Source organism: Streptosporangium longisporum (assembly GCF_039534895.1).
GTDB classification, from domain to species: domain Bacteria; phylum Actinomycetota; class Actinomycetes; order Streptosporangiales; family Streptosporangiaceae; genus Streptosporangium; species Streptosporangium longisporum.
On sequence record NZ_BAAAWD010000010.1, the window covers coordinates 184,885 to 209,875 of the forward strand.

Annotated in this window: 26 protein-coding genes; 13 read left to right on the forward strand and 13 right to left on the reverse strand. The window is 72.7% G+C overall.

Annotation, left to right across the window (positions count from 1 at the left end; all coding sequences use genetic code 11):
- Positions 1 to 12 precede the first annotated feature (12 nt).
- Positions 13 to 1,476, reverse strand: a complete 1,464-nt coding sequence (locus tag ABD832_RS19730) for an FAD-dependent oxidoreductase (RefSeq protein ID WP_344897318.1) — start codon at positions 1,474 to 1,476, stop codon at positions 13 to 15.
- A 117-nt stretch (positions 1,477 to 1,593) separates the two neighbouring features.
- Between ABD832_RS19730 and ABD832_RS19735 the strand changes: the two genes are divergently transcribed.
- Positions 1,594 to 2,133: a MarR family winged helix-turn-helix transcriptional regulator gene (locus tag ABD832_RS19735; protein ID WP_344897321.1), complete on the forward strand. Its 540-nt coding sequence runs from the start codon at positions 1,594 to 1,596 to the stop codon at positions 2,131 to 2,133.
- Positions 2,134 to 2,272: 139 nt separating this feature from the next.
- Here the strand turns inward: ABD832_RS19735 and ABD832_RS19740 are convergent, their stop codons facing one another.
- Entirely contained in the window at positions 2,273 to 3,112 is an 840-nt protein-coding gene (locus tag ABD832_RS19740; protein ID WP_344897324.1) for an SGNH/GDSL hydrolase family protein, read from the reverse strand.
- Entirely contained in the window at positions 3,099 to 3,668 is a 570-nt protein-coding gene (locus ABD832_RS19745) for a PadR family transcriptional regulator (RefSeq protein WP_344897327.1), read from the reverse strand. Before ABD832_RS19745 ends, ABD832_RS19740 begins: the two co-directional genes overlap by 14 nt.
- An 85-nt stretch (positions 3,669 to 3,753) precedes the next feature.
- Here ABD832_RS19745 and ABD832_RS19750 point away from each other — a divergent pair, with 85 nt between their 5' ends.
- Positions 3,754 to 4,185 carry a nuclear transport factor 2 family protein gene (locus tag ABD832_RS19750; RefSeq protein ID WP_344897330.1) on the forward strand — a complete coding sequence of 144 codons (432 nt, stop codon included), beginning with the start codon at positions 3,754 to 3,756 and terminating at the stop codon, positions 4,183 to 4,185.
- Between the two features lie 75 nt (positions 4,186 to 4,260).
- Here ABD832_RS19750 and ABD832_RS19755 read toward each other — a convergent pair whose 3' ends face one another.
- Positions 4,261 to 4,863, reverse strand: coding sequence for a TetR/AcrR family transcriptional regulator (locus ABD832_RS19755; protein WP_344897333.1), 603 nt, complete (start codon positions 4,861 to 4,863; stop codon positions 4,261 to 4,263).
- A gap of 124 nt (positions 4,864 to 4,987) precedes the next feature.
- Here ABD832_RS19755 and ABD832_RS19760 point away from each other — a divergent pair, with 124 nt between their 5' ends.
- Positions 4,988 to 5,464 (forward strand): nuclear transport factor 2 family protein, encoded by a 477-nt coding sequence (locus ABD832_RS19760; RefSeq protein ID WP_344897336.1) that lies wholly within the window; start codon positions 4,988 to 4,990, stop codon positions 5,462 to 5,464.
- Positions 5,465 to 5,621: 157 nt separating this feature from the next.
- Here ABD832_RS19760 and ABD832_RS19765 read toward each other — a convergent pair whose 3' ends face one another.
- Positions 5,622 to 6,935: a M20 family metallopeptidase gene (locus ABD832_RS19765; protein WP_344897339.1), complete on the reverse strand. Its 1,314-nt coding sequence runs from the start codon at positions 6,933 to 6,935 to the stop codon at positions 5,622 to 5,624.
- A gap of 141 nt (positions 6,936 to 7,076) precedes the next feature.
- Here ABD832_RS19765 and ABD832_RS19770 point away from each other — a divergent pair, with 141 nt between their 5' ends.
- The 4 genes from ABD832_RS19770 (at position 7,077) to ABD832_RS19785 (ending at position 9,723) form a co-directional block, all read left to right on the forward strand.
- Positions 7,077 to 7,535 (forward strand): Lrp/AsnC family transcriptional regulator, encoded by a 459-nt coding sequence (locus tag ABD832_RS19770; RefSeq protein WP_344897342.1) that lies wholly within the window; start codon positions 7,077 to 7,079, stop codon positions 7,533 to 7,535.
- A gap of 82 nt (positions 7,536 to 7,617) precedes the next feature.
- Complete coding sequence (locus tag ABD832_RS19775; protein ID WP_344897345.1) at positions 7,618 to 8,619, forward strand: aldo/keto reductase; 1,002 nt, start codon at positions 7,618 to 7,620, stop codon at positions 8,617 to 8,619.
- Between the two features lie 11 nt (positions 8,620 to 8,630).
- Positions 8,631 to 9,212: a TetR/AcrR family transcriptional regulator gene (locus ABD832_RS19780; RefSeq protein ID WP_344897348.1), complete on the forward strand. Its 582-nt coding sequence runs from the start codon at positions 8,631 to 8,633 to the stop codon at positions 9,210 to 9,212.
- 40 nt (positions 9,213 to 9,252) lie between these two features.
- Entirely contained in the window at positions 9,253 to 9,723 is a 471-nt protein-coding gene (locus ABD832_RS19785) for a GNAT family N-acetyltransferase (RefSeq protein ID WP_344897351.1), read from the forward strand.
- An 18-nt stretch (positions 9,724 to 9,741) separates the two neighbouring features.
- On the opposite strand, the gene ABD832_RS19790 is transcribed toward ABD832_RS19785, so the two are convergent.
- The 3 genes from ABD832_RS19790 to ABD832_RS19800 form a co-directional block, all read right to left on the reverse strand.
- Positions 9,742 to 10,065 (reverse strand): DUF6204 family protein, encoded by a 324-nt coding sequence (locus ABD832_RS19790; protein WP_344897354.1) that lies wholly within the window; start codon positions 10,063 to 10,065, stop codon positions 9,742 to 9,744.
- Entirely contained in the window at positions 10,062 to 10,703 is a 642-nt protein-coding gene (locus ABD832_RS19795; protein WP_344897357.1) for a TetR/AcrR family transcriptional regulator, read from the reverse strand. Before ABD832_RS19795 ends, ABD832_RS19790 begins: the two co-directional genes overlap by 4 nt.
- A gap of 87 nt (positions 10,704 to 10,790) precedes the next feature.
- On the reverse strand, positions 10,791 to 11,672 hold the full coding sequence (locus ABD832_RS19800; protein ID WP_344897360.1) for an AraC family transcriptional regulator: 882 nt from the start codon (positions 11,670 to 11,672) through the stop codon (positions 10,791 to 10,793).
- 88 nt (positions 11,673 to 11,760) lie between these two features.
- On the opposite strand from ABD832_RS19800, the gene ABD832_RS19805 reads away from it, so the two are divergent.
- A complete protein-coding gene (locus ABD832_RS19805) occupies positions 11,761 to 12,768 on the forward strand; it encodes an aldo/keto reductase (protein ID WP_344897362.1) in 1,008 nt (335 codons plus the stop codon).
- Between the two features lie 105 nt (positions 12,769 to 12,873).
- On the opposite strand, the gene ABD832_RS19810 is transcribed toward ABD832_RS19805, so the two are convergent.
- The gene (locus ABD832_RS19810) at positions 12,874 to 13,323 is read right to left on the reverse strand and encodes a BP74-related protein (protein ID WP_344897366.1); all 450 of its coding nucleotides are present in this window, start codon (positions 13,321 to 13,323) and stop codon (positions 12,874 to 12,876) included.
- Between the two features lie 189 nt (positions 13,324 to 13,512).
- Between ABD832_RS19810 and ABD832_RS19815 the strand changes: the two genes are divergently transcribed.
- Positions 13,513 to 14,430: an aminoglycoside phosphotransferase family protein gene (locus ABD832_RS19815; protein ID WP_344897369.1), complete on the forward strand. Its 918-nt coding sequence runs from the start codon at positions 13,513 to 13,515 to the stop codon at positions 14,428 to 14,430.
- 172 nt (positions 14,431 to 14,602) lie between these two features.
- Here the strand turns inward: ABD832_RS19815 and ABD832_RS19820 are convergent, their stop codons facing one another.
- Positions 14,603 to 15,244, reverse strand: coding sequence for a hypothetical protein (locus ABD832_RS19820; RefSeq protein WP_344897372.1), 642 nt, complete (start codon positions 15,242 to 15,244; stop codon positions 14,603 to 14,605).
- A gap of 293 nt (positions 15,245 to 15,537) precedes the next feature.
- Here ABD832_RS19820 and ABD832_RS19825 point away from each other — a divergent pair, with 293 nt between their 5' ends.
- A complete protein-coding gene (locus tag ABD832_RS19825; RefSeq protein WP_344897375.1) occupies positions 15,538 to 16,497 on the forward strand; it encodes a MerR family transcriptional regulator in 960 nt (319 codons plus the stop codon).
- 89 nt (positions 16,498 to 16,586) lie between these two features.
- On the opposite strand, the gene ABD832_RS19830 is transcribed toward ABD832_RS19825, so the two are convergent.
- Positions 16,587 to 18,104, reverse strand: a complete 1,518-nt coding sequence (locus ABD832_RS19830) for an alpha/beta hydrolase (RefSeq protein WP_344897378.1) — start codon at positions 18,102 to 18,104, stop codon at positions 16,587 to 16,589.
- A 233-nt stretch (positions 18,105 to 18,337) separates the two neighbouring features.
- Here ABD832_RS19830 and ABD832_RS19835 point away from each other — a divergent pair, with 233 nt between their 5' ends.
- A complete protein-coding gene (locus ABD832_RS19835; RefSeq protein ID WP_344897381.1) occupies positions 18,338 to 19,069 on the forward strand; it encodes a hypothetical protein in 732 nt (243 codons plus the stop codon).
- A 182-nt stretch (positions 19,070 to 19,251) separates the two neighbouring features.
- Positions 19,252 to 19,893: an HAD family hydrolase gene (locus ABD832_RS19840; protein ID WP_344897384.1), complete on the forward strand. Its 642-nt coding sequence runs from the start codon at positions 19,252 to 19,254 to the stop codon at positions 19,891 to 19,893.
- Between the two features lie 73 nt (positions 19,894 to 19,966).
- On the opposite strand, the gene ABD832_RS19845 is transcribed toward ABD832_RS19840, so the two are convergent.
- A complete protein-coding gene (locus ABD832_RS19845; RefSeq protein ID WP_344897387.1) occupies positions 19,967 to 21,253 on the reverse strand; it encodes a pectate lyase in 1,287 nt (428 codons plus the stop codon).
- 534 nt (positions 21,254 to 21,787) lie between these two features.
- On the opposite strand from ABD832_RS19845, the gene ABD832_RS19850 reads away from it, so the two are divergent.
- Complete coding sequence (locus ABD832_RS19850) at positions 21,788 to 21,982, forward strand: CsbD family protein (RefSeq protein WP_344897391.1); 195 nt, start codon at positions 21,788 to 21,790, stop codon at positions 21,980 to 21,982.
- Positions 21,983 to 22,213: 231 nt separating this feature from the next.
- On the opposite strand, the gene ABD832_RS19855 is transcribed toward ABD832_RS19850, so the two are convergent.
- Positions 22,214 to 24,862 carry a ricin-type beta-trefoil lectin domain protein gene (locus tag ABD832_RS19855; protein ID WP_344897394.1) on the reverse strand — a complete coding sequence of 883 codons (2,649 nt, stop codon included), beginning with the start codon at positions 24,860 to 24,862 and terminating at the stop codon, positions 22,214 to 22,216.
- Between the last annotated feature and the right edge of the window lie 129 nt (positions 24,863 to 24,991).

The following is a 24,991-nucleotide window of genomic DNA, read 5'->3' on the forward strand; positions in this document are numbered from 1 at the left end:
TGGTGGTCCCGGTCAGCCGAACACCCGGTCCCTGGCGGCCGGAAACCTGTTGATCAGCCGCATCGCCGCCCTGGACATCGCGAACGCCGCGGAGTTGGTCGTCACCGACTGGCTCAGGGCCCTGTTGGACGCCTTCACCGCGGCGAACCCGTACCGGCGCATCCGTCGCTCGTAGCCGGCGATCGCCGCGGTGAGGGCCCGCCCATCGACGGTGCCGGCGTCGCGGGCGGCGACCAGGCCGGCGCACAGCACACCGGCGTCCCTCAGGGCGGTGTTGGCGCCGATGCCGCGGGAGGGCGGCATGCTGTGGATCGCGTCGCCCAGCACGGTCACGGTGGTGGCGGGCCACGGTCGTACCGGCACCGCGGTGCGGATCGTGAACGCCGACAGCGAGGAGGGCGACGACTCCCCGACGATCTGCCGTACGTGGGGATGCCAGGTGCGCACGAGGTCCAGCGTGAGCTCCCGCAGCGCTTCGGGTCCGAGGTGGTCGATCCCCCCGGCCGGCAGCGCCTCGCGCCGGGCGCTCAGGCCCCACACCAGGTAGTCGCCGGTCTCGGTGGGCAGCATGTGGGCGGGCAGGTCCGCGCCGGGCACGTTCTCGTGCGTGGCGAGGAACATGTTCACTCCTCCCGGGGCGAGCACCATGGCCGGCCCGCGTCGTAGCTGGGGCGGGAGCAGGTGACGGGTCGCGGGGGTGAGCGGCAGGCGCCCGCCGGTCCCGGCGACGCCGGTGTCGGTCCTGCCGCCGTGCGGCAGCAGTTGCGCCCGTACGCGGGAGTGGGTGCCCTCGGCGCCGACGAGGACGGATCCGGTGGCGCGGTCGCCGTCGGCGAAGTGGGCGGTGACCGCGCCGTCGGCACCGATCTCGTAGCGCAGCAGTTCCTTGCCGAACCGGACGCGGTCGCCGAGCCCGTCGAGAAGGATCTGGCGCAGCGTGAACCTGTTGATCGAGCGGTGCACGGCGACCGGGTCGGGCGGCCCGTCCGGTGCGGCGACGTTGAGCGACAGCAGCTCGTCGAGGCCCTCGGAGAGCCAGGCGAACGCCCGCGGGGGGCGGCCGCACGCCGCGTCGAGCAGTGCGAACCGTTCGGCGGGCAGGCAGGAGTGCAGGGCACGGCCGCCGTCGGGGTCGAGGTGGATGCGGTACCCCTCCTTGAACGCGCCGGGCGAGGAGGCGCGCTCGAACACGGTGACGTCCACGCCGGCCTTGAGCAGTCCCTGGGCCAGGCACAGGCCGCCGATACCGCCACCGGCGATGAGGACCGTGAACATGATGATCTCCGTTCTGCGGGGGTGAGAGCCGTCTCGGTGGACGGCGTGCGAGAGGTCGCGGGCCATGCCGCACGGCCGTACCGCGGCGGGAGCGCCGACGGTGCCGCCCAGGGCGGACGCCACCGGTGCCCCGGTGAGGGACGGGGCCCGTCGGGGGACGGGCGGCACCGGCCGGGTGGTCGCGGAGGGGACAATCGTCATGGCGGAGCGGACTCCGTGGTGCGATGCGTTACACTGAGTTAACTAAATTATTTAGCTTAAAAGTTTAGGTATTTGTACTGGGGTGATCCCAGACGTGTCAAGTCCGTTGGAGGAGACGTGGACCAGCAGGACGGCCCGGATCGGCGCGAGGCCATGCAGCGTGACCTCGGACGCCAGCTCGGCAGCCGGTTCAGCACGGCGATCGTGCTGTTCCACACGGCGGCCGCCGAACGCCTGGGTCTCAACGTGACCGACTACAAATGCGCCGAGATCCTGCTGCGCCAGGGGCCCACCCACCCGGGGCGGCTCGCCGCGGTCACCGGTATGTCGACGGCCGCGACCGCCCAGGTGCTCAACCGGCTGGAGAAGGCCGGTCTGATACGCCGTGAGGCGGACGCGGCCGACCGGCGCCGCACGATCGTGCACCCGGTGGACGACGGCGTGGCGCAACGGGAGCTGGGGCGGATCTTCGCCGGTTTCGGTGCCCGGGTGTCGGGGGTCGTCGACGACTACGACGAGGAGCAGCTGCGCACGCTCACGGACTTCGTCGGCCGGGTCGCCGAGATCCTGGAGCAGGAGACGCTCACCCTGCGGCGCGGCGGGGACATCGCGCCCCCCGCAGGCCCGGCCCGGACGGCCACGCCGCAGGAGTCCTGACCGGCGGGCCCTCGAAGGCCCGCGGCGGGCGCCCACCGGTGGTGCCCGTGCCAGAGGCGATCCTCCGGCCCGTCACATTTCGTCACGGCTCGTCAGGCCCGCCCGGCGCGGTCACGTGACCGCGCCGGGCCGGACCCGGTCAGAACTGGTGCGGGCCGTCGGTGCCGGGCGCGCCGATCCGGTCGTCGCCGAGGTCCTGGCCAGGTAGGACGGGGAGCAGGTGCGGGCGTTTGGCCGAGCGGCCGTCGCCGGAGGAACGGCCCCGCAGGCGCCTGCCCAGCCAGGGCCCGAGGAAGGTGGTGGCCCAGCGGATCTCCTGGGTCGTGACGTCCCATCGGGAGGGGCGGCCGTCCGGAGGGGGGAGGGGACGGGTCCAGGAGTCGTCGCTGCCGGGCAGATCGAGCGCGTACGCGATGGCCGCCGCGATCCGCTCGTGTCCCAGCGGGGCCGCGTGCAGGCGGTCCGTGGTCCACAGCCGCGGGTCGGTGACGGCCGGGTGCAGCGCGGCGTCGGCGACGGCGACGCCGTGACGACGGGCCGCGGCGCGGATGCGGTCGTTGAGGGCGGTCACGCGGGGGGACAGGGGACGGGCGACCGGGATGATCCGGGTGATGTCGGGGAAGGTGACGGTCGCCACACGGGCGCCCTGCGCGGTGAGCGCGGCGAACATCGCCTCCAGGTGGGCGGCGACCTCGTCGGCGTCGAAGCGGGGCCGCAGCATGTCGTTGACCCCGGCGACGACCGTGGCGATGTCCGGGCGCAGGGCCAGGGCGGCGGGGAGCTGCCCGGCGCGGACCTGCGCGGCCAGCTGCCCGCGTACGGCGAGGTTGGCGTACCGGAGGCCGGGGGTGCTCGCGGCGAGGTGCTCGGCGAGCCGGTCGGCCCACCCGCGCAGGCCGACGATGTCGTCGCCGTCGCCCAGTCCTTCGGTCTGGCTGTCGCCCAGGGCGACGTAGCGGGGGTGGTCATCGTGGGACATCGGTGGTCCGCCTCTCTCGCAGCACGGCCGCGGTCCGGTGGCACCAGTCGCGGTTGCCCTGTTCGAAGGCCAGGCCGCGCAGGCAGGTCAGGTAGGGGCCGATGTGGTCGCCGTGACGCAGGAAGTCCTCCTCGTCCCGGTCGCCGCGCATCCGCCGCAGGAGCCCGCCGAAGAGCTCGATCTTGGCGTCGGCGAGGGCGGCCCGTTCGAGGAGCCGCGTGACCAGCTCGTCGGGGTCGAGGTGGTCGGCGGCCTGGACCTTGACGAGAAGGTCGTCGCGGATGAACGACGGCTTGTCGGCGGTCGCCGCGAACCGGGTCAGCTCGGCGAGCCCGGCCTCGGTGACGGTGAACAGGCGCTTGTTGGGACGGGTGTCCTGGACGACCTCCCGGCCCGCGACCAGCCCCTCCCGTTCGAGCTTGGCCAGCTCGGCGTAGAGCTGCTGGGGGAGGGCGTGCCAGAAGTTGGCCACGCCGACGTCGAAGGCCTTGGCGAGCTGGTACCCGCTGAGCTCCTCGTTCAGCAGTGCCGCCAGCACGGCGTGCCGTAACGCCATCGGACGCCCCCTTCCCCTGTTCCGCGAACGCCCGCCATGATACTCACATACATGACTAATCACATCTTTGAGTAGGGAGTGTCCCATGGCCATGGCAGACCGGTTCCGCGCCGCCGTCGAGCGTCGCGATCTCTCCGCCCTGGAGGCGCTGTTCACCGGGGACGTCCGCCTCCACAGCCCGGTGACGTTCACCCCCTTCGACGGGAGGGACGCGGTCCTGGGGCTGTTCGGCGTCCTGCTGCGCGTCTTCGAGGACTTCCGGTACGTCGGGTCCCTGGAGGGGGTCGCCGAGACCGGCGCCGACGGCGCCGAGGCGCCGTCGGCCGTGCTGCTGTTCCGTGCGGGCGCGGGCGGCAGGCAGATCCACGGCATGGACCTGCTCCAGTTCGACGAGGCCGGCCTGATCAAGGAGATCACGGTGATGGTACGGCCGAGGTCCGCGGTCCAGGCCCTGGGGGAGGCGGTGCTCGCCGGCCTCGTCGCCGACGGCCTCGTCCCGGCTCCGGCCGATCACTGAGACGGAGCCGCTCCGTCGTCCGCCGACGGCCTCGTCCCGGGGCTCCGGCCGGGCGCCGAGGCGGGAAACGGCCCGTCACCCCGGGGTGTCGCGGTGACGCAGCCCGTTCACCAGCAGGGCGAGCAGGCGCTCGGCCTGGGCCCGGCCGTCCGGGGTCCCCTGGGCGGCCAGGGCGATGGCGCCGACCATCTTCAGCACGTCCGCCGCGTCCGCGTCGGCGACGACCGCGCCCGACCGCCGCGCCCGCGCGAGCAGCGCGGCCCCCACCTCGAACAGCTCCGCGTGCCAGGCCGACACCGGGTCGTCCTCGCGGTCGAGCGCCGCGTTCATCACCGTGGCCGGCAGGCCCCGATAGGTCAGGGCGTGCAGGAGCGCGGCACGCAACCACGCGGACAGGGCGCCGTACTCGTCCCCGGCCGTCAGCAGCTCGCGGCCGAGGCCGGCCAGCTCGGCGATCCGCTCGCCGAGCACCGCCTCCACGAGATCCGGCCGGGTGGGGAAGTGCCGGTACAGCGTCCCGCTGGCCACCCCCGCCCGCCGGGCGATCTCGTCCAGCGAGGCGTCCGGGCCGGACTCGGCGAACGCGATCCGCGCCTGCTCGACCAGCCGCTCACGATTACGCCGGGCGTCCGCACGTCTCGGACGCCCGGCGTGCGGCCGCGCGTCGTGATCCGTCACCGCGACCTCCCGTCGTTGCTAACCGGGGACATGGTCCGTTACCGTGTCCATCTAACCGGACTGTGTCTCACTTTAGTGGCACGGCTCATCGAGCACGACGTATCCGAGCACGGAGGGCCGCCCGATGGCACCGACGACACCGACGACACCGACGACACCGACGGAACACGACCGGACCGGCGGCGACGAGCGGGGGACCGGCGCGCGCGAGGTCCTGGAACGCTTCCGCCGGGCCTCCATCGCCCGGTCCGCCGACGACATGAGCCGTCTGTACGCGGCCGACGCGGTCCACGAGTTCCCGTTCACGCCCCCGGGCGTGCCGTCCCGGCTGGAGGGCCGGGACGAGATCGTGACCTGGATGGCCGAGGGGTGGAGGGCCTACCCGCTGGCGTACGAGCGCTACCGCACCCTCGCCGTCCACGACACCGGCGATCCGGACACGATCGTCGTCGAGCAGGAGGCCGTCGGGACCAGCCCGTCCACCGGCGCGTTCGCGCTTCCCAACATCGTCGTGCTGACCGTGCGCGACGGGCGGATCGTCCGCCTGCGCGACTACGCCGACGTCCTGGCGGTCTCGGCCGCCCTGGGCGGCGGCCTGTGAACGCGTCACCGCACCCGCCGGATCGCCCCGCCCGGCCGTCCTGACGCGCCACCGCACCCCGCCGGGGCCGCCCCGACCGGCCGTCACGACACGCCGTCGTGCCCCCGGCACGGGTGCCGCGTCACGGTCGGACCCGCGAGGCCGTGACCCCGGGCCGTCAGGGCAGCATGTCACCGGCGTAGAGGGCGTAGACGGCGGCGCAGCGGCGCACGGCGGCCTCGTCGACGTACTCGCCGGGACCGTGGGAGACCTCCAGCAGGCCGGGGCCGTGGCCGAAGGCGGGGATGCCTAGCTGGGCGTACCAACGGGTCTCCAGGATGCCCGGGCACATCTCGAAGCGGGCCGGCGCGCCGTGCGGGTCGCCGACGACACCGACGACACCGACGACACCGACGACACCGACGACACCGACGACACCGCCGACACCGCCGACACCGCCGACACCGCCGACGCCGACGACGCCGATGACGCGGCCGAGTGCGACCGCGGCGGGGTGGTCCCGCGGGGTCGCGGCGGGGGGCTGCAGCTGGGTGACGTGGACGGAGACCTCGGCGCCGATCTCGCGGGCGGCGTCCTCGACGATGCGGGTCAGGTGCTTGAGCTCGGCCTGGAGGTCCTCCTCGGGGTTGTAGCGGCCGTCGACGGTGAAGAAGGCCGAGCCGGGGACGACGTTGAAGGAGGAGCCGCTGCCGGACAGGCCGCCGACGACGAGCATGCTGCCCCGGGCGTCCCCGGCGCTCATGGGGAGGGCGGTGTGCCGGCCGGCCATCTCGGCGGCGTGGCGCTCGACCGGGCGGGCGACGTGCAGCATGTGCGCGAAGGCGTTGACCCCGCGGTCGGCCTGTCCGACGTGGGCCTCGCGGCCCCGGACCTCCACGCGCAGGGACAGGGCACCGCGGGCGGCGTTCCAGACGGCGCCGCCGCTGGGCTCGGCGGTCACCATCGCCAGGGCGGCCGGGTCGATGAGCCCGGCGTCGCGCAGGTGGCCGGCGCCCAGGACGCTGCCGGTCTCCTCGTCGCAGACCAGGTGGACGACGATCCGGCCGGTGCCGAGCAGGCCGAGCTCCCGGGCCGCGGCGGCGCCGTAGAGCATGGCGACGATGCCGCCCTTCATGTCGGCCGTACCCCGGCCGACGATCCTCCCGTCCCGGCGCACCGGGGTGAACTGGTCGCGGCTCTGGGCGGGCACCACGTCGAAGTGCCCGTGGAAGTACAGCAGCGGGTCGCCGTCACCGGCCGTGCCGCGGACGACGCAGGGGTCCTCCAGGAGGCCGGACGGGTCGGTGATGCCGATGATCTCCGGGGACAGGCCGAGACGGTCCATCGCCTCGCTCAGGATCCGGGCGCAGCGGCCGAGCGCGCGCCCGGGGGGATTCTCGGAGCCGACGGCCACCAGGCGTTCGAGGAGAAGCGCCATCTCGTCGGCCCGCTCGTCGAGCCAGCTCCCGACCCGTGCGGCGTGGTTCCTCATGTCGTCGCCCTTCTCGTGTTCCGGCCCGCCGTCCGGAGCCGTCCCGAGGGGAAAGGCGCAGGTGAACGGGGGAGAGGTGCGAGTAATTCTAGGCCGGAAACGACCTCATATGGTTTCCGATCCGACCTCTAGAATGCGCTTATGAGCAATGAAATAACTCTGGACGCCATCGATAGGGATATTTTGTTTCACCTGCGTCAGGACGGCCGGTTGACCAACGTCGAGCTGGCCAGACGGGTGGGCCTCACCCCGCCCCCGTGCCTGCGCCGGGTGAGGCGCCTGGAGGAGGCGGGCGTCATCACCGGTTACCGGGCCGTCGTCGATCACCAGGTCCTCGGCGCCGGGCTGGAGGTCATCGTCTCGATCGAGGTCAGCGTGAGCGACCTGAAGACCCTGGAAGGGCTGGAGCGGACCATCGCCGCCTACGAGGAGGTCGTCGAGTTCCGCCGCCTGTTCGCCACCCCCGACTACCACCTGCGGGTCCTGGTCGCCGACTACGCCGCCTACGAGAGGTTCCAGACCGAGAAGATCATCGGTATTCCCGGCGTGGCACGGGTGATCTCCCAGCCCACCATGAAGAAGATCAAGGTTCTCGGCTGATCCCGTCCGCGATCGTCCCCGTCGAATGGGTTTATTAGTTACAGAGTTTGAAATCTGTAATCCGTAACGGTACGGTCGGGACATGACGACACGAACACTGGGAAGCAACGGCCCCGTCAGCGCGCCGATCGGGCTCGGCTGCATGGGCATGTCCGATCTGTACGGGCCGGCGGACGAGGCGGAGGGCGTGGCGACCATCCACGCCGCGATCGACGCCGGGATCACCCTGCTCGACACCGGCGACTTCTACGGCATGGGCGCCAACGAACTGCTCATCCGGGACGCGCTGCGGGCCCGGCCGGGCGACCGGGACAAGGTCACCATCAGCGTCAAGTTCGGCGGCCTGCGCGGGCCCGACGGGGCCTGGATCGGCCACGACGCACGCCCGGTCGCGGTGAAGAACTTCGTCGCCTACTCGCTCAAGCGACTGGGCACCGACCACATCGACGTGTACCGTCCGGCCCGGCTCGACCCGGCGGTGCCGATCGAGGAGACCGTGGGCGCGATCGGCGAGCTGGTCACCGCCGGGTACGTGCGCCACATCGGGCTGTCCGAGGTGGGCGCGGAGACCATCCGGCGCGCGGCGGCGACGCACCCGATCGCCGACCTGCAGATCGAGTACTCCCTGCTGTCGCGCGGCATCGAGGCCGAGATCCTGCCCGTCTGCCGGGAGCTGGGGATCGGCGTCACCGCGTACGGGGTACTGGCCCGGGGCCTGATCAGCGGGCACTGGTCCAGGGAGCGGCCGATGGCCGCGGACGACTTCCGCGCGCACAGCCCGCGTCACAGCGGCGCGAACCTCGACGCCAACCTCGCCCTGGTCGAGCGGCTGCGCGAGGTGGCCGAGGAGCGCGGGGTGTCGGTGGCGCAGATCGCCGTCGCCTGGGTGCTCGCGCAGGGCGACGACATCGTGGCGCTGGTCGGCGCGCGCCGCCGCGACCGGCTCACCGAGGCCCTCGGCGCCCTGGACGTGACGCTGTCCGCCGACGACCTCGCGCGGATCGAGCGCGCCGTGCCGGCCGGTGCCGCGGCCGGTGACCGTTATCACCCGACGCTGATGGCGATGCTCGACAGCGAACGCTAGGGTTTTCCACCATGCCCGACCACGCACTCACCCCGGAGCGGATCATCGCCGCGGCCGAGGAGACGCTGCGCCGGTTCGGGCCCGCCAAGGCGACCGTCGTCGACGTGGCACGGGCGCTCGGCGTCAGCCACGCCGCGGTCTACCGGCACTTCCCGAGCAAGACCGCGCTGCGCGAGGCGGTGACGAGCGCCTGGCTGTCCGGGGTCCGGCAGCCGCTGGAGGAGGTTCGGGCCGGGTCCGGCCGCCCGGCCGCGCCGCTCCTGCGGGAGTGGCTGACGGTGCTGGCACACCAGAAGCGGGACCGTGCCCTGCGCGACCCGGAGCTGTTCGCCACCTACGTGGCGCTGGTGGGCGAGTCGAGCGGCGCGGTGGAGGCGCACGTCTCCGAGCTCGTCGCCGACCTGACCGGCATCATCGCCGCGGGCGTCGAGCAGGGCGTCTTCCGGGTGGCGGACGCGGGCACGGCGGCCCGCGCGCTGCTCAACGCGACGAGCCCGTTCCACAACCCGGCGTACGCCGAGGCCTGGAGCAGGCCGTCGTTCGAGCAGGACCTGCAGGACGTGCTCGACCTCCTGCTGCGCGGGCTGTCCTGAACGACCGGCGGCGACGGACGGGTGAAAGGGGCCGGGTCTCATGCTGATCAGGGCGGCACGGGCGGCCGAGGCCGGGGCGCTGAGCGAGCTGGCGGTCCGCTCCAAGGCCCACTGGGGATACGACGAGGAGTTCATGGCGGCCTGCCGGGACGAGCTGGCCGTTCCCGAGTCCGAGATCGCGCGGCTGCGGACCACGGTGGCCGAGCACGACGGCCGCGTCCTGGGGTTCGCCACGCTCGAGGGAGACCCACCGGAAGGGTCCCTGGGCATGCTCTTCGTCGAACCGGACGCGATCGGCCGGGGCGTCGGCCGTCGCCTGTTCGAGCACGCCGTCGCCACGGCCGCGGACCTCGGCTTCGAGCGTCTCACCATCGACGCAGACCCCAACGCCGAGCCGTTCTACCTGGCCATGGGCGCCGTCCGGATCGGCGCGACCCCGTCGGGCTCCGTCCCCGGGCGGATGCTCCCGCTGCTCGCGATCACCGTCGCGGACCGGCGGCCGCGGGACTGAACGGCCCCGGCGACGAGATCACCGGGGAGCGGCCGGCGGGGCGTGGCCCTTCCGGCGGATCTTGATGTCGCGCATGTCCGTCACCGCGACCCGCAGGATCCGGTACGGGTACCCGTGCGCCTCCAGCACCGCCATGGCCCGCCGGGTGACGCCCGGCTCGTCGTCGTCCTCCTCCGGGGGCACCTGGCAGCGGAAGGTGAACGCCGAGAGGCCCGCGTCGCAGGTGAAGGTGCCCGCCTCGGTGAAGCCGCCCGGCAGGAGGCCGGCCCCGGACGACAGGCGGGAGCGATCGGCATCGCCCAGTTCGCCGAACGTCCCGCTGATCAAAACTCTGAACATCATCGGTCCTCCCGGGGGGCATAGGTGAGGACGGGCTCGCCCAGCAGGTCCTCGATGACGTCGAGGAGGCGCAGCACCGCCGTGGCGATCTCCTCCGGGGCCTCTCCGGCCGTGGTACGCCGGCCGACCTCGGCGAAGACCAATGCGTGGGCCAGGCCGATCTGGGCGGCCACCACCCGGGGAAGCGGGTCGTCGGGGTCGGTGCCGGTCTCTTCGGCGAGCACGGTCGCCAGGGCGGCGGTCATCTGCCGGCCGAGCTCCTCCAGCCGGGCGGTCAGCGTGGGGGCGGCCCGCATCATCTCGTAGACGCGGCCGAACCCGTCGGTCAGGCCCAGCGCGCGGTCGTGGCGGCCCACCTCCTCGCGCAGGCGGGCCAGGACGGCCCGGGCGGCGGACTCGCCGGGGCCGCGGTGGCGGACGATGCCGGCGAGCCGCCGCTCGGCCGTCCCCTCCGCGGCCAGGACCAGGTCCTCCTTGGACCGGAAGTAGTTGTAGAGGGTGTTCACCGAGACCTCCGCCGCGGCGGCCACCTCCGCGATCGTGACGTGGTCGAAGCCGCGCTCCACGAACAGGCCGAGGGCCACGTCGTGGATGCGCTGCCGCGTCTGCCGTTTCTTCCGCTCTCGTAGCCCCTCGGTCATGGGACAGAAGGTTAAATCGACTCCAAACATGGAGTCCACTGGATTTCTGCAATGCATTGCAGAAATCTTGGGGCGGACGCGATGCTCCTACCCGGGCGCGGCGCTCGCGAGGCGGCCCCGCAGGCGGGCCGCGTCCTGGGCGGGGGGCAGGCCGTAGTGGCGCCGGTACTCGCGGTTGAACTGCGTCGCGCTCGCGTACCCGACCCTCTCGGCCACCATGGCCGCGGTGGTGTCCCCGGCGACCAGCAACCGCCGCGCCTCCTGGAGCCGCAGGTGCTTCTGGAACCGCAACGGGCTCATCCCGGTCGCGGTCTTGAAGTGCCGGTGCAGGGTGGCCGCGCTCATGTGCGCCACCGCCGCGATCGACTCGACGGTGAGCGGCTCGCTGTAGTGCGCGCAGATCCACCCGGCCGCCGCGCTCACCCGGGCCGCGCCCGAACCGGTCAGCGCGAGCCGGCGCAGGGCGGGGCCCAGCGGGCTGCCGAGCAGCCGGTAGAGGATCTCGCTCTCGATCCGGGCCGCCAGCGGGCGGATGTCGCCGGGGGTGTCGAGCAGCCGCACCCACCGGGTGACCGCGTCGACCAGCTCCGGTGTCATCGGCGCGATGATCTGCCCGCCGGACCCGGCGGGTGCGGCCGGGCCCGCGTCCTCCAGCTCCAGCAGCAGGTCGGCGAGCACCCGGCCGTCGAACCGCAGCACCGCCGCGCGGTACGGCGTCCGCTCGAACACCGCGGTGACCGGAACCCGGAGCGAGCTCAGCATCATCTCGCCGCTCCCGGCCACCAGGCTCCGGTCTCCGGTGACGGTGCGCTTGGCGCCGTCGGCGATGAAGCAGATCATCGGCTCGTACAGCAGGTCGGTGGGGCCGATGGGCTCGTCGATCGTGACCAGCGTGAGGTGGGGGACCGCGCTCTCGGCCCACAGGCCGTCGTTGTGCCGGGCGATCACCGCCGCGAGATCGTCCAGCATGCCGTGCTCCTTCGGTGAGAGGATCAGGCAATACTATGCGGCCCTGGCCTCATGACCTCCCCGAGGGCGTGTCCCTACCGTGGGGAGCATGACACAGCATGAGCAGAACCTGCCGAAGCGCGCGCTCGGCACCCAGGGACTGGAGGTCGGCGCGATCGGCCTCGGCACGATGGGCATGACCATGGCCTACGGTGCCGCCGACGAGGAGGGCGGGATCGCCACCATCCGCCGGGCGTACGAGCTGGGCGTCACCTTCTACGACACCGCCGAGCTGTACGGCATGGGAACCGGCAGCAACGAGCAGCTGCTCGGCCGCGCCGTGAAGGACTTCCGCGACGACATCGTGATCGCCACCAAGTTCGGCTTCGACCTGAGCGATCCGCAGAGGGCGGGGCTGGCGCTGGACAGCCGGCCGGAGCACATCCGCGAGGTCACCGAGAACAGCCTGCGCCACCTCGGCACCGACCGCATCGACGTGCTGTACCAGCACCGCGTCGACCCGGACGTGCCGATCGAGGACGTGGCGGGCACGGTCGGCGAGCTGATCGCCGAGGGCAAGGTGCGCTACCTCGGGCTCAGCGAGGCGGGCCCCGACGTCATCCGCCGCGCCCACGCCGTCCACCCGGTGTCGGTGCTGCAGACCGAGTACTCGGTGTTCGAGCGCGCCGTCGAGGCCGACGTGCTGCCGGTCGTACGCGAGCTGGGCATCGGGTTCGTGCCGTACTCGCCGCTGGGCCGGGGATTCCTCACCGACGCGGTGCGGCCGGCCGCCGACTACCCCGCGGACGACATGCGCAGCTGGGACGACCGCTGGCAGCCCGGCAACTACGAGAAGAACCTGGCCGCCGTCGGCGAGCTGACCGCGCTCGCGCAGGCCAAGGGGATCACGGTCACGCAGCTGGCACTGGCGTGGCTGCTGGCGCAGGGCGACGACATCGTGCCGATCCCCGGCACCCGCAGCGCGCGGCGCGTCGCCGAGAACGTCGCCTCGGCGTACGTCACGCTCACCCCGGAGGACCTCGCCCGCGTCACCGAGATCCTGCCGCGCGGCGCGGCCGGGTCCCGCTATCCGGAGACGATGATGCCGTCCTGGTGACCTCCGGCCCCGATCCCGGAGGCCGTGCGGGGGACGCGGGCACCCGCCGGTGACCGGCGAGGGCCGGCCGCCGGCGGGTGCCCGTCGAGCCCGGGGCGGCTTTCCTCACGGGGCGGGGACCTCGCCCACCAGGCGCGAGGTCCAGGGGCACCAGATCAGGCCGGGCAGGAACGCGCCGCCCGCCTCGTCCAGGTGGTCCTCGACGTAGGGCATCGTGGCGTCGCACACCTCGATGGCGACGTCGAAGAAGTCGATCGTGGCGGGGTCGTAGTGGTAGCTCCAGCTCGGGTTGTAAGGGGCGGGACGCTTGACGATCCTGCCGAGGACGTGCGGCCTCTCGGTGGTCGCTCCGCTGATCAGATCCCTGGCGTGCTGGATCTCGGCGGGGTCGGTGAGCTGCAGGACGCCCTTGCTCCCGGTGATGTCGGTGAACTCGAAGTAGGCCCCCGCGTCGGCCCGCCGGTCCTCCGGCAGGACCCGGGCGTGGGCGGGGGCGATCAGGGCGAGCAGGGCGATCGTCGTGAGGACGGCGATCCGTGGGGCGATACGTCGCATGTGGGTCTCCGGTGATCGAGGGTCGTGTCCACGACCGTTCATCACTCAAAGTAACTGATCGACTACTTAAAGTGATTGAAGTTGTCCTCATCCGGTCTCGCCGGGGCTTCCGCTCCCTCGGCCGCACGGGCCCCGTCTCTCCCGCCTGCGGCGCCGAGGCCGTCCGCCTCGGTCGGTTAGGGTCGCGGTGTGGGTCCTCACCGCATGCCGGCCGCCGAGGTGGACGTCTCCCCGGATCTGGTGCGCCGGCTCCTGGCCGCCCAGCACCCCGACCTCGCGCACCTGCCCGTCGAGACGATGGCGAACGGGTGGGACAACGTCGTGTGCCGGGTCGGGGACGCGCTGGTCGCCCGGCTGCCGAGACGTGAGGTGGCCGCCCGGCTGCTCGTGCACGAGCAGCGGTGGCTCCCGGTTCTCGGGCCCCGGCTGCCGCTGCCGGTGCCCGTACCGGTGCGGATCGGGCGGCCCGGTCCCGGCTACCCGTGGCCGTGGAGCGTCGTCCCGTTCCTGCCCGGCCGGGTCGCCGCGCGGACGCCGCCGGCCGACCCGCGAGACCTCGCGGCCGATCTCGCCGGGTTCCTCGGGGCCCTGCACACCCCCGCCGCACCGGACGCCCCCGTCAACCCCCTCCGCGGCATCCCGCTCGCGGACCGTCACGCGACGGTCGTCCGGAATCTGGACGTCCTGGGCCACCTGGTCGACCGCGGGGCCGTGATGCGCGCGTGGGAGACCGCGGTCGCGGCGCCGGTGTGGGACGGGCCCCCGTCGTGGCTGCACGGCGACCTCCACCCGGCCAACATCCTGGTGCATCGCGGTCGCATCAGCGGCGTGATCGACTTCGGTGACATCACCTCCGGTGACCCCGCCACGGATCTGTCCGTGGCCTGGATGCTCCTGCCCGCCGAATGCCACGGCGCCTTCCGGGACGCCTACGAGGCGGCGGGCGGGCACCTGCCCTGCGAGCACCTCTGGACGCGGGCGCGAGGGTGGGCGCTCGCGCTGTCGCTCGCGTTCCTGGCCCACTCGGCCGACGCCCCGCTGACGGCGGAGACGGGCCGCCGCACCCTGGAGGCCGTGCTCGCGCACTCCGCCCGCCTCCCGGGCTGACCCGGACGGGCGCGGCCGGCCGAGCAGGGCCGGTCGAGCACGGCTGGTCGAGCACGTTCCATGCCGGGATGCGAAGCCGGGGCCCGGCAGGGTTCCGAGGCGGGTTCCCAGCCGGGTCCTGGGCCGAATGACGGGGCGAATCCCGGGCCGGGTCCGAGGGCACGGCGTCGTCTCAGCCGACGCGCTTGTCCACCGGTTCCGCGAAGCCGTCCTTCAGGGTCCAGACGAGCGAGCTGTGCCACTTCAGGGACCTGCTGGAGAAGACGGCCCTTTCGCCGCCGTCGGTGACGGTGACGCGTTCCCAGCCGTCGAACGACCTGGTGAGGTGGTGGTCCCACCTGCTCAGATCCCCCACCCCGACCGCCGCGACGGACTCCATCGGGGGCTCGCCGTCCGCGCAGTAGGGAGCGAAGTTCGCGATCGCCGTGACCGTGCCACCGACGGCCCGGAGCTCGATGCCCTGACAGGCGTCGGTCTCGGTGCGGTAGATCAGGCGTGGCCTGGTCCACCCGTGGCCCGGGACGTGGTGCTGCTCGAAGAGCCCCCGGCGGCGCCCGTAGTGCATCGCCACCCTGCGGCCGTCCGCGAGCGTGATCTCCGCCTCGAAGTGGTCCGGGTCGGAGGATTCGATGTCGCTTCCGCGAGGCCCGTCGGAAGGTCCGGAGGCGTCACCGGGGGTCTTGGAGCTCTTCTCGGCGGCGGGGCCCGGCGCGGGGGAGCGTTCCTGGGTGGGCGGGGCACCGTCCGTCCGCGGGGCCGGCCGTTCCCCGCCGCACGCCACCGCGGCCGCGAGCAGCGCCGTGCACGCGAGCATCCGTGTTCCAGCCGTGCGCACGCGTCTCACCACGATCCCTGTCGGGGCCCACCCGGACGTGCGGGCCGGGCCGTCGATCGCCGGTCACCGCCTCCTTCATACCGCACCCCCGCCGGGCACGGCGGTCCCGGCGGGTCACCCGTCATACGATCGTGGCCCGCACGGTCCGCGAGGCCGGCCCTCGGCACCCGCACCCGACACACCCGTGCCCGGCACCCGCCCGGCACCGGTCCTCGGCGCGGGCCGCGGGAGGACTTGAACCTCCACCGAGGGGAGATGCGAGGGTGTGCGGCATGGACGGGGACGCGCTCTACTCGATCGGTGACCTGGCCCGGCGCACCGGGCTGACGGTCAAGACCATCCGGTTCTACTCCGATCGCGGGATCGTGCCACCCGCCGACCGAAGCCCGGCCGGCCACCGCCTGTACGGCACCGCCGACGCCGCTCGCCTGGACCTCGTACGGACGCTGCGCGACCTGGACCTTGACCTGCCCACGATCCGGAGGATCCTGGACCGGGAGATCCCGCTGGCCCAGGTCGCCGCGGCGCACGCCGAAGCGCTCACCGTACAGATCCGGACGCTGCGCCTGCGGCGCGCGGTGCTGACGGCCGTGGCCAGGCACGGGTCGACCCCCGAGGAGATGGATCTCATGCACAGACTTGCCGCGTTGTCCGAAGAGGAACGCCAGGAGATGATCGACGACTTCCTCGACGCCGTGTTCGGCGGCCTGGAGGCCGACCACGGTTTCGTGGGGATCAGGCGCTCGATGACCCCGCGCCTGCCCGACGACCCCGAGACCGAGCAGGTGGAGGCGTGGATCGAGCTGGCCGAGCTGTCCCGGGACCCGGACTTCCGCGACGGCATGCGCCGGATGGCGCGGGACCACGCGGCCGAACGGGCCGAGGGCGAGAACCCGGGGGTACGCCGCGACCTGGCCGCGGTCGTCCGGGACCGGGCCGGTCGTGCCGCCTCGGACGGCACGGACCCGGCCTCGGCCGAGGCGGGCCGCGTCGTCGCGGACATCACGGCCCGGTACGCCGGCCTCGTCGGCCGTCCCGACGACGCCGGGCTGCGGCGGTCGATGCTGGACCGGCTGGAGCACATGAACGACCCCCGCCGGGAGCGGTACTCCCACCTGCTCGCGGTGATCAACGGCTGGCCGGCCCCGGAGTCCCTGGCCCCGGTGCTCGACTGGTCGGTCCGGGCCCTGCGCACCCGCGTCCACTCCCCGGGACCCGATCACGAGACGTGAGCGCGACCGGCCGGCCGGGGCGTCGGCGGGCCGGCCGTGTCGGCCTCACCGGCCTGTCGTGACGGCACACGGACGAGACACCGGGAGCGTCAGCCGGTGGCCCGGCAGACGGTTCCCTTCTCCGGAAGCCGGCCGGTGACCAGGTAGCGGTCGGCGTGCTCCGTCGCGCACGCCGACCTCATGTACGCGGTGTGCCCCGTCCCGTCGTAGGTCAGCAGGCCGGAGCCGCGGATGCGCGACGACAGGGCACGCGCCCAGGCGAGCGGGGTCGCCGGGTCGTGGGCGGTGCCGACGACGAGGATCGGCGGGGTGCCGTGGACGTTCACCGGCCGCTGCGGGTTGCTCGGGGGGACCGGCCAGCCGAGGCAGCCGACCGTCATGTCCCAGAACTCCGAGGTGCCCCCCATGTGCGGAGACAGCCTGCGGACCTGCTTCAGCCGCGCCCGCAGGTCCCGGTAGCCGCGGATCTGCGGGTCGAGGTCCAGGCACATGACGGACCGGTACGCCGCGGTGCTCGCCGGGTCGTCGAGCGCCTGCGCCCGCATCGAGGCGAAGATCGTGGCGTCGCCCTTCTCCGCCTGGACGATCCCGGCGGCCAGGCCTCCGGCGTACTCGGGCATCGCCGTGAGGAAGGTGTACCCCACGTAGCGCAGCTCCTCGGCGGTGATCGGCCGCCCGTTCCGCACCGGCACGGGCGTGCGCTCCGCCCCGGCGACGAGACGGTCCCACACCCGCGCGACGTCACGTCCGTGCAGGGGACAGCTCGTCGTACGGTCGCACCATTCGACGAACCGGTCGAAGGAGTCCTCCACCGCCCTGGTCGCGTCGGTGACCAGGCGGCGGGAGCTCATCCCGTGATCGACCGCGCCGTCCAGCACCATGGTGCGGACCCGGCCGGGGAAGAGCCCGGCGTACTCGGTGCCGAGGATGGTGCCGTACGACTTGCCGAGGAAGCTGATCTTCTTCTCACCGAGCGCGGCCCGTACCGCGTCGAAGTCCCGGGCGACGCTGACGGTGTCGACGTTCCGCAGCAGGGGTCCGGTGGCGGCCAGGCAGCTCTCGCCGACCGCCCTGTTGTGCGCGACCAGCCTGTCGTACTCGGCCCGGGTGTCGGGGAACTCGCCGACCTCCGGGTCGTGCACCGGCAGCCCGCAGCGTACGGCGCCGCTCCCGCCGACCCCCCGCGGGTCGATGCCGACGACGTCGAACCGCCGTCGCAGGTCGTCCGAGAGGATCGCGGAGGGGAAGTCGCGGACGACCAGTGCGGCCTGGCCGCCGGGCCCGCCCGGGTTGTAGAGGAGGGTGCCGACCCGCGCGCCGGGATCGGTGGCCCTGCGCCGCACGACGGACAGTTCGATCGCCGGGCCCGCCGGGGCGGACCAGTCGAGCGGCACCTCGACGGATCCGCACTCGGCTCCGGCCTGCTCGCCGCACGGCCGCCACGAGATCGTCGCGCTGTCGGTCATCGCGCCGCTGGTCGTCGTGCTGTCGGTCGTCGTACCGTCGGTCGTCGTGCCGCCGGAGGAGGCGGACGCCGCCCCGCCGGCGGCCACGAGCGGCAGGGCCGTCGCGGCCACCAGGAGGGAGGCCATGATGTTTCGTCTCATGGGACGCCATGCTCGTGCGGCCCTCCTGCTCCGATCATCGTCCGAAAGTACGGCCGTCCCCGTCCCCCGTCGGCCTGGAGGTCACATCGCGGAACCGTGACATGTCGCGCGGCGGCGGTCGCGGCGGGACATGATGAAGGACGACGGGACCCGAGTGTGGCCCCGTGGTCCCTGTTCGCGACGACCGCCGTGATGAACGATGAGGCGATCCGGACACGCTCGACGGAGTTCTCATGAGTCATCTGTTCGCCCTCCTGGCCCGCTACGTGATCAGGCTCACCGGAACGGTCGGGGTGCTCTGGGGTGTCGGGTACATGATCAACGGCATCACCCAGGTCCCCGAAGGCATCGCCGTACGTGTCACGTTCTCCCCGGAATCCGGTGATCACCTGCGGCTGGGCAGGGGGGAGCTCCCCGCCGGGGTCCGTCTCGACGACGGGGACCTGTCGCTGTACGTCGAGGGCTCCACCGTCGCCGAGCAGGTGTTCTCCCGGGCGGACGTCCTGGTGAGCGGTCTGTGCATGGGCGTCGCGGCCCTGCTGCTGATCGCCCTGCTGAACTCCTTCGCGCGGGGACGGCCCTTCCAGCGGGGCAACCCCGCCCGGATCGCCTGGCTCGGCGTCCTCGTGACGGTCTCGGGCTTCGCCTCCGTGCTGCCGGGCATCGCCGAGCGGATCGTCATCGACCGGGTGGGGCTCGCCGGGGCCTTCCGGCCGTCGTCCGGCTTGTCGTGGGTGCCGGTCGTGGGTGCCGTGCTCCTTTTCGCACTGGCCCTGGCGTTCCATGAGGGAGCGAAGGGCCTGCGGGCCCTGGGGACGCCGGGGACGCCGGGGACGCCGGGGACGCCGGAGACGCTGGAGGTGCCGGAGATGCCCGCGGTGACGAGGCCGATGAGGCCGGCGGGGTCGGCGGGGCCGACGGAGACGGGGACGGGAACCGCGGACGCAGGCGACCCGCGCGAATGACCGCGAACGCCCCGGGCCCGGGCCGCGCGACGCCTCCGGCACCATGGCGTAGGGTTGCCGGGGCGCCGCGCGAGGCCGCCGTGTCAGGCCGGGACCCGTGTGCGGACCGGCCGGTGCGGACCGGCCGCGTCGTTCCCGGCCCGCCGCGTCCGCCTCCGTGACGACATACCGAGGGAGTCCGCTTGAGCGAGTCCGTCCCGCCCGTGCTCGTCTTCGACATGTTCGGGGTCATCGCCCGCCACCAGTCCCCGGAGAGCCTCCTGGCCATCGAGCGTGCCGCCCGCCTGTCGGGTCCGCGGCTGTGGCGGCCCTACTGGGACCTGCGGGCACCCTACGACCGCGGGGACCGGTCGGGACGGGACTACTGGCGGACCGTGGCCCGCGCCGCGGAGACCGAGTTCGGCGACGACCAGATCGACGAGCTGATCGCCAGGGACCTGGACAGCTGGAGCGAGGTCGACGACGAGATGGTCGACCTCGTCGCGGACATGAGCGGCCGGACCAGGGTCGCGCTGCTGTCCAACCTCCCCGCGGACCTGGCCGCCCACGTCGAGCGGCTTCACCGGCCGTTGCTGGAGCTGTTCGAGGTGCGCGCGTTCTCCTGCCGCATCGGTCACGCCAAGCCGGAGGCGGAGGTCTACACCTGGTGCCTGGAGCAGCTGGGGGTGCCCGCCTCGGACACGATGTTCGTCGACGACAGGACGGAGAACGTGCGCGCCGCCGAGCGGCTGGGCATGGCGGGACACCTCTTCGTCTCCGCGGACGAGCTGCGCCGGGCGATCAAGGAGCCCCACCGGGCCACGACGCCGCGCGCCGGCGGATGACACCGGTACGGCCCGGCACCGCGAGCGCGGAGCCGGGCCGTACCTTCCCGTCGGGGATCTCTACCGGTGGTGGCTACCGGTAGGTGATGTCGGACGGGGAGTACCGGCAGTGCACCGGGTCGGGGCCAGAGCCGATCTTGGTGGGCTCGCTGCCCTTGGGCACGCCCTTGTACCGCTCACAGATGGTGGCGCTGCCGTAGACGGTGATCCGGCTGAAGCGCGCGGTGTCGCCCCAGTTGGAGTTGATCCCGGCCAGCAGCTTGGTGGACCGGGCGGTGACGCCGTCCATCACCACGTGGCGCTCGTAGGAGCTGGAGCAGTTGCCGCAGGCGCGGTAGAGCTTGCCCGAGCCGTGCACCTGGAAGTTGCGGATGGTCACCGTGCCCGCGCCGTTGTGCTGGAAGACCTTGTCGGTCCCGGACTTGGCGCCGCCGCCGTCCACCAGGTAGGTGGCCGAGGAGCTCGTGCCCTTGAAGGTCGCGGCGTCCTCGCCGACGTCGTTCCACCAGACGTTGCGGATGGTGCAGGAGCCCTCGCAGTGGATGCCGTCACCGGCGGGCGCGTCGAGGATGACGTTCTGGATCGTGCCGCCGTTGGCCACGACGAACATCGGGTCCTGGCCCTCGCCCTGACCGCCGTCGCCGATGCCGTAGTAGCGCTTCATGCCGCCGTCGAAGAACGTACCGGCGTTGCGGGTCGTCGGGGTGTGGACGTTGCCGGTGGACGAGGGCCACGCGCCGCTGCCGTCACCCCCGGTGCCGCCGGTGGGGGTCACGGTCGGTGTGGGCGTGGGTGTGGGCGTCTGGGTGGGGTCGGGGTTGCCGCCGCCACCGGCGGGCGTCAGCGTCCACTGCTTGGTGGAGGCCGAGTCGCAGGAGTTCTGCTGCAGCGGGGCGCCGGACGAGGAGGAGTTGTCCTTGACGTTGAGGCACTTGCCGCCGTTGGCGTTGACCACCCGGTAGGCGTTGCCGGAGGCGGTGAGCTGCCAGGTCTGCGAGGACGCCCCGGTGCAGGACTCCTGCTGGACGGCCTTGCCCGCGCTGGTGGAGGCGTCGCGCACCCCCAGGCACTTGCCGCTGTGGTTCGCGGTCAGCCGGTAACCGCCTCCGGAGGAGGCGAGGGAGAAGACCTGCCCGGCCCCGCCCGCGCACCCGGACTGCTGGAGCTGTACGCCGTCACCGGTGTTCTGCCCGGGGACCGTGGCGCACAGGCCGCTCCCGGCGTTGACCAGCGTGTAGTTGCCGTTGGAGGGGGCGGCCGCGGCGGGGGTGCTGAGCACGGCCACCATCCCGCCGGTGGCCATGAGGCCGGCGGTCGCCGCGATCGCCAGCCTGACGCCGAGTCTTCTTGCGTGTCGCACGTGAAGCTCCGTTCGATATCGGGTGTGCCGGGCCGTCACCTCAGCGTCCGCGACGGGGCATCGACGCGGGACGGTGGGGCGACGTGAGGGCACGTGCGGGCCGGGCGTCACGACGGTTCCACCCGGCGTCGTCCCCCGGGCGTGCCGGTGCCCGTCGTTTCCGCCGCGATCCTGCTTCTCAACGAGACATGGATACGGATCCGGGAGGCGCTCGTCGTCGACGAACGTTCCCGCGGAAGCGGTAAGCGCTTTCCGAAGTCAGGAAAGCACATTGTTACGGCGATGTGAAGTCCTTCCGGACATGCCGGATCCGGGCCGGGAGGGCGGGGACCGGAGGGGAGGGGGCCGTCACGGCCCGAAGGGCGGTCCCACCACGTCATGACACGGCCGGGAACCCTCGGGGGCGGATCGCCCGGGTCGTCCCGGCGTCCTGAAACTTTCACGGACCGGGGAGCCGGGCGGTTTACCATCCCGCGGCCGGGACAGGAGCCGGTGAGAACGGCAGCGACGTCCCCACCGACGGAGGAGGCCACCATGGGCATCGAGGACAAGATCTCCCACAAGGCCGAGGAGCTCAAGGGCCGGGTCAAGGAGAACCTCGGGCACGCGACCGGTGACGAGCGGCTGCGGGCCGAGGGCCGGGCCGACCAGGCCTCGGGGAGCCTCAAGCAGGCCGGCGAGAAGGTCAAGGACGCCGGTAAGAAGATCAAGGACGCCTTCGGCCGCTGACACCCGGCCACGGGTGACGGCGCGGGCCGCATCGCGTGCGCACCCGCGCCGTCCCCGCCCGCCCTCGGGCCGGGTCACGGCCCGAGCGTGTCACAGAGCCCGTGTCACAGGGCTCGTGTCACAGGGCTCGTGTCACAGGGCCGTGTCATAAGGCCCGTGTCACGGGCCCGCGCCCGCGTGTGAACGACGTGGGACGGGGTGCGCGGGCCGTGGCCCGCGCACCCCGCGGGGTCACTGCCTGCGGAACGTCTGGGCCGCGGCGCCGTTGCAGTCCCACAGCTGCAGGCGGGTGCCGTTGGCGGTGGTGCCGTTGGGGGAGTCCAGGCAACGTCCGGACTGGGGGTTGAGCAGGGCGCCGTTGCCCTGGGGGACCCACTGCTGGGCGCCGCCGCCGTTGCAGTCCCACAGCTGGACCTGCGAACCGTTGGCCGTGGCGTTGCCGACCACGTCCAGGCAGCGGTTCAGCGTGCGCAACGCCCTGCCGTCCCAGGCCCAGTGCTGGTCGACGCCGTGGGGCTGGCAGTCCCACAGCTGCACCGCAGCGGTGTTGCCGCCGATGTCGTCACCGGCCACGTCCACGCACTTGCCGCCCGGACCGTTGACGAACGTGGCCCCCTCGGAGCCTCCGCCCATCCGGAACGTCTGGGCGGGGGAGCCGTTGCAGTCCCACAGCTGCAGGCGGGTGCCGTTGGCGGTGGTGCCGTTGGGGGAGTCGAGGCAGCGTCCGGACTGGGGGTTGAGCAGGGCGCCGTTGCCCTGGGGGACCCACTGCTGGGCGCCGCCGCCGTTGCAGTCCCACAGCTGGACCTGCGAACCGTTGGCCGTGGCGTTGTCGGTCACGTCCAGGCAGCGGTTCAGCGTGCGCAGTGCCGTACCGTCCCAGGTCCAGTGCTGGTCGGCGGCCTGGATCTGGCAGTCCCACAGCTGCACCGCGGAGCCGTTGCCGCCGGTGTCGTCGGCGGCCACGTCCACGCACTTTCCTCCGGGGCCGTTGACCGGCCGTCCGGGCGGGGGCGGGGCGGTGTTCAGCCGCTTGGAGGCGGCGATGATGCCGAGGTTGGCCGCCCTGACCCTGGCCGCGTCGAACTTGGCCACCTGCCGGTCGTAGGTCCAGAAACCGTTGACCTCGCCCTCCACGTCGAACGGCTGCGTGTAGACGAGCGCGCTGAGCCCGCGGGTGTGCATGAGGTTCGCCGACTGGGCGACGAGGCTCACGTACCGGTCGGTGATCGACTTCACGTTCGGGTGCATCTCGTACGCGCCGAACTGGCCGTTGGGGCTGTACTCGTGACCGGGGACCCGCACGCCCAGACCGCCGTACTCGCCGAGCACGGACGTCCGGGTGCTCGTCGGCGTGGGCGCGTCGGGCCCCACGTAGATGTGCCAGTCCATGATGTCGCCGTTGCCCGGGTCGCCCTTGGACGCGCAGCAGTTGTAGCCGCTGTGCCCGTTGACGAGCCGCGTCGGGTCCTGGTTCTTGACGTTCTGGATGACCCGTGAGGTGTCGGCCAGGTTCCACTCGCCCCAGCCCTCGTTGAACGGGACGTAGGTGACGACCGCGGGCGACGAGCGGTGCTCGTCGACGATCTCCCTCAGTTCGCTCTCCCACTGCGCGTGCTGGGCGTCGTTCCCCCCGCCCATGCTCGGCATGTCCTGCCAGACCAGCAGGCCGAGGCGGTCGGCGTGGTGGTACCAGCGCTGCGGCTCCACCTTGATGTGCTTGCGGACCATGTTGAAGCCGAGGTCCTTGATCTTCTGCAGGTCGCTGGCCAGCGCGGTGTCGGTCGGCGCGGTGTGCAGGCCGTCGGGCCAGAAGCCCTGGTCCAGCACGCCGTTCTGCATGACGAACCGGCCGTTGAGCGTCAGCACGAGCCGCCCGTCGACCACGGCCTTGCCGACCTCGCGCATCCCGAAGTAGTGCGTGGTCCGGTCGACGGTCGCGCCTCCGGCGTTGCGCAGGGAGATCCGCAGGTTGTACAGGAACGGGTCGTCCGGTGACCAGCGCCGCGCGTTCGGGACGGGGACGCTGAAGTCGGTGAAGCCGCCGGTCGCGGTGCCGACGACGGTCGAGCCGTCCAGCGCCTCGGCGTACACCGAGTGGCCCGAGACGTCGCCGCGGGTGAAGACGCGGACCCGCAGGGTGTTGTTCGCCAGGTTGGGGTAGAAGTCGACGCTGTGGACGGACGAGGCCGGGGTCGGCTCCAGCCACACCGTCTGCCAGATGCCCGACGACGGCGTGTACATGATGCCGCCGGGGCTGCGGACCTGCTTGCCCCTGGCGGGGCTGCTGCCCGCGGCGCCGGAGTCCGTCGGGTCGAAGACGCGCACCACCAGCTCGTTCGTCCCGCCGTTGAGGTGCGGGGTGATGTCGAACTCGAACCGGTCGTAGCCGCCCGTGTGACCGCCGACCTGTACGCCGTTGACCCAGACGGTCGTCTGCCAGTCCACGGCGCCGAAGTGCAGCTGCACCCGCCGGCCGTTCCAGCCCGCAGGCACGGTGAACGTCCGCCGGTAGGTGAGGTAGTACCGGTTGTCATTGGCCGCCCGCTTGATCCCGGACAGGGCGGACTCGACGGGGAACGGCACATTGACGCGTTCCGGCAGCGTCTGCCCGAACACCGGCGGGTCGTTGGTGGCCGACTGCCGCAGCTGCCACTCCCCGTTGAGGTTCTGCCAGTCCGGCCGGGTCATCTGCGGCCGGGGGTACTCCGGCAGGGGAGTGCCGTTCAGCGCCTGGTTCGTCCACGGCGTCGTCAGCGGGGACGGCTGGGGCGGGACCGCGGCGGCGGCCTGTGGCAGGCCGGTGGCGAACGTGGCCAGGCCCACGAGGCAGGCGACGACGGAGTGCAGCAGCCGTCGTCGATGGCGTACGCGTTGCATGGGATCTCCTCAGGGGGGTGATGGTTCGGAGATGTGCGGGATCGCGGTGAGGTGGTGCGCGGCCGGGAGCGGGGGGCGGGGGACACGGTGTGAGTGGACGCGGGGCGGGTGGACGCGGGGCGGGGGTGG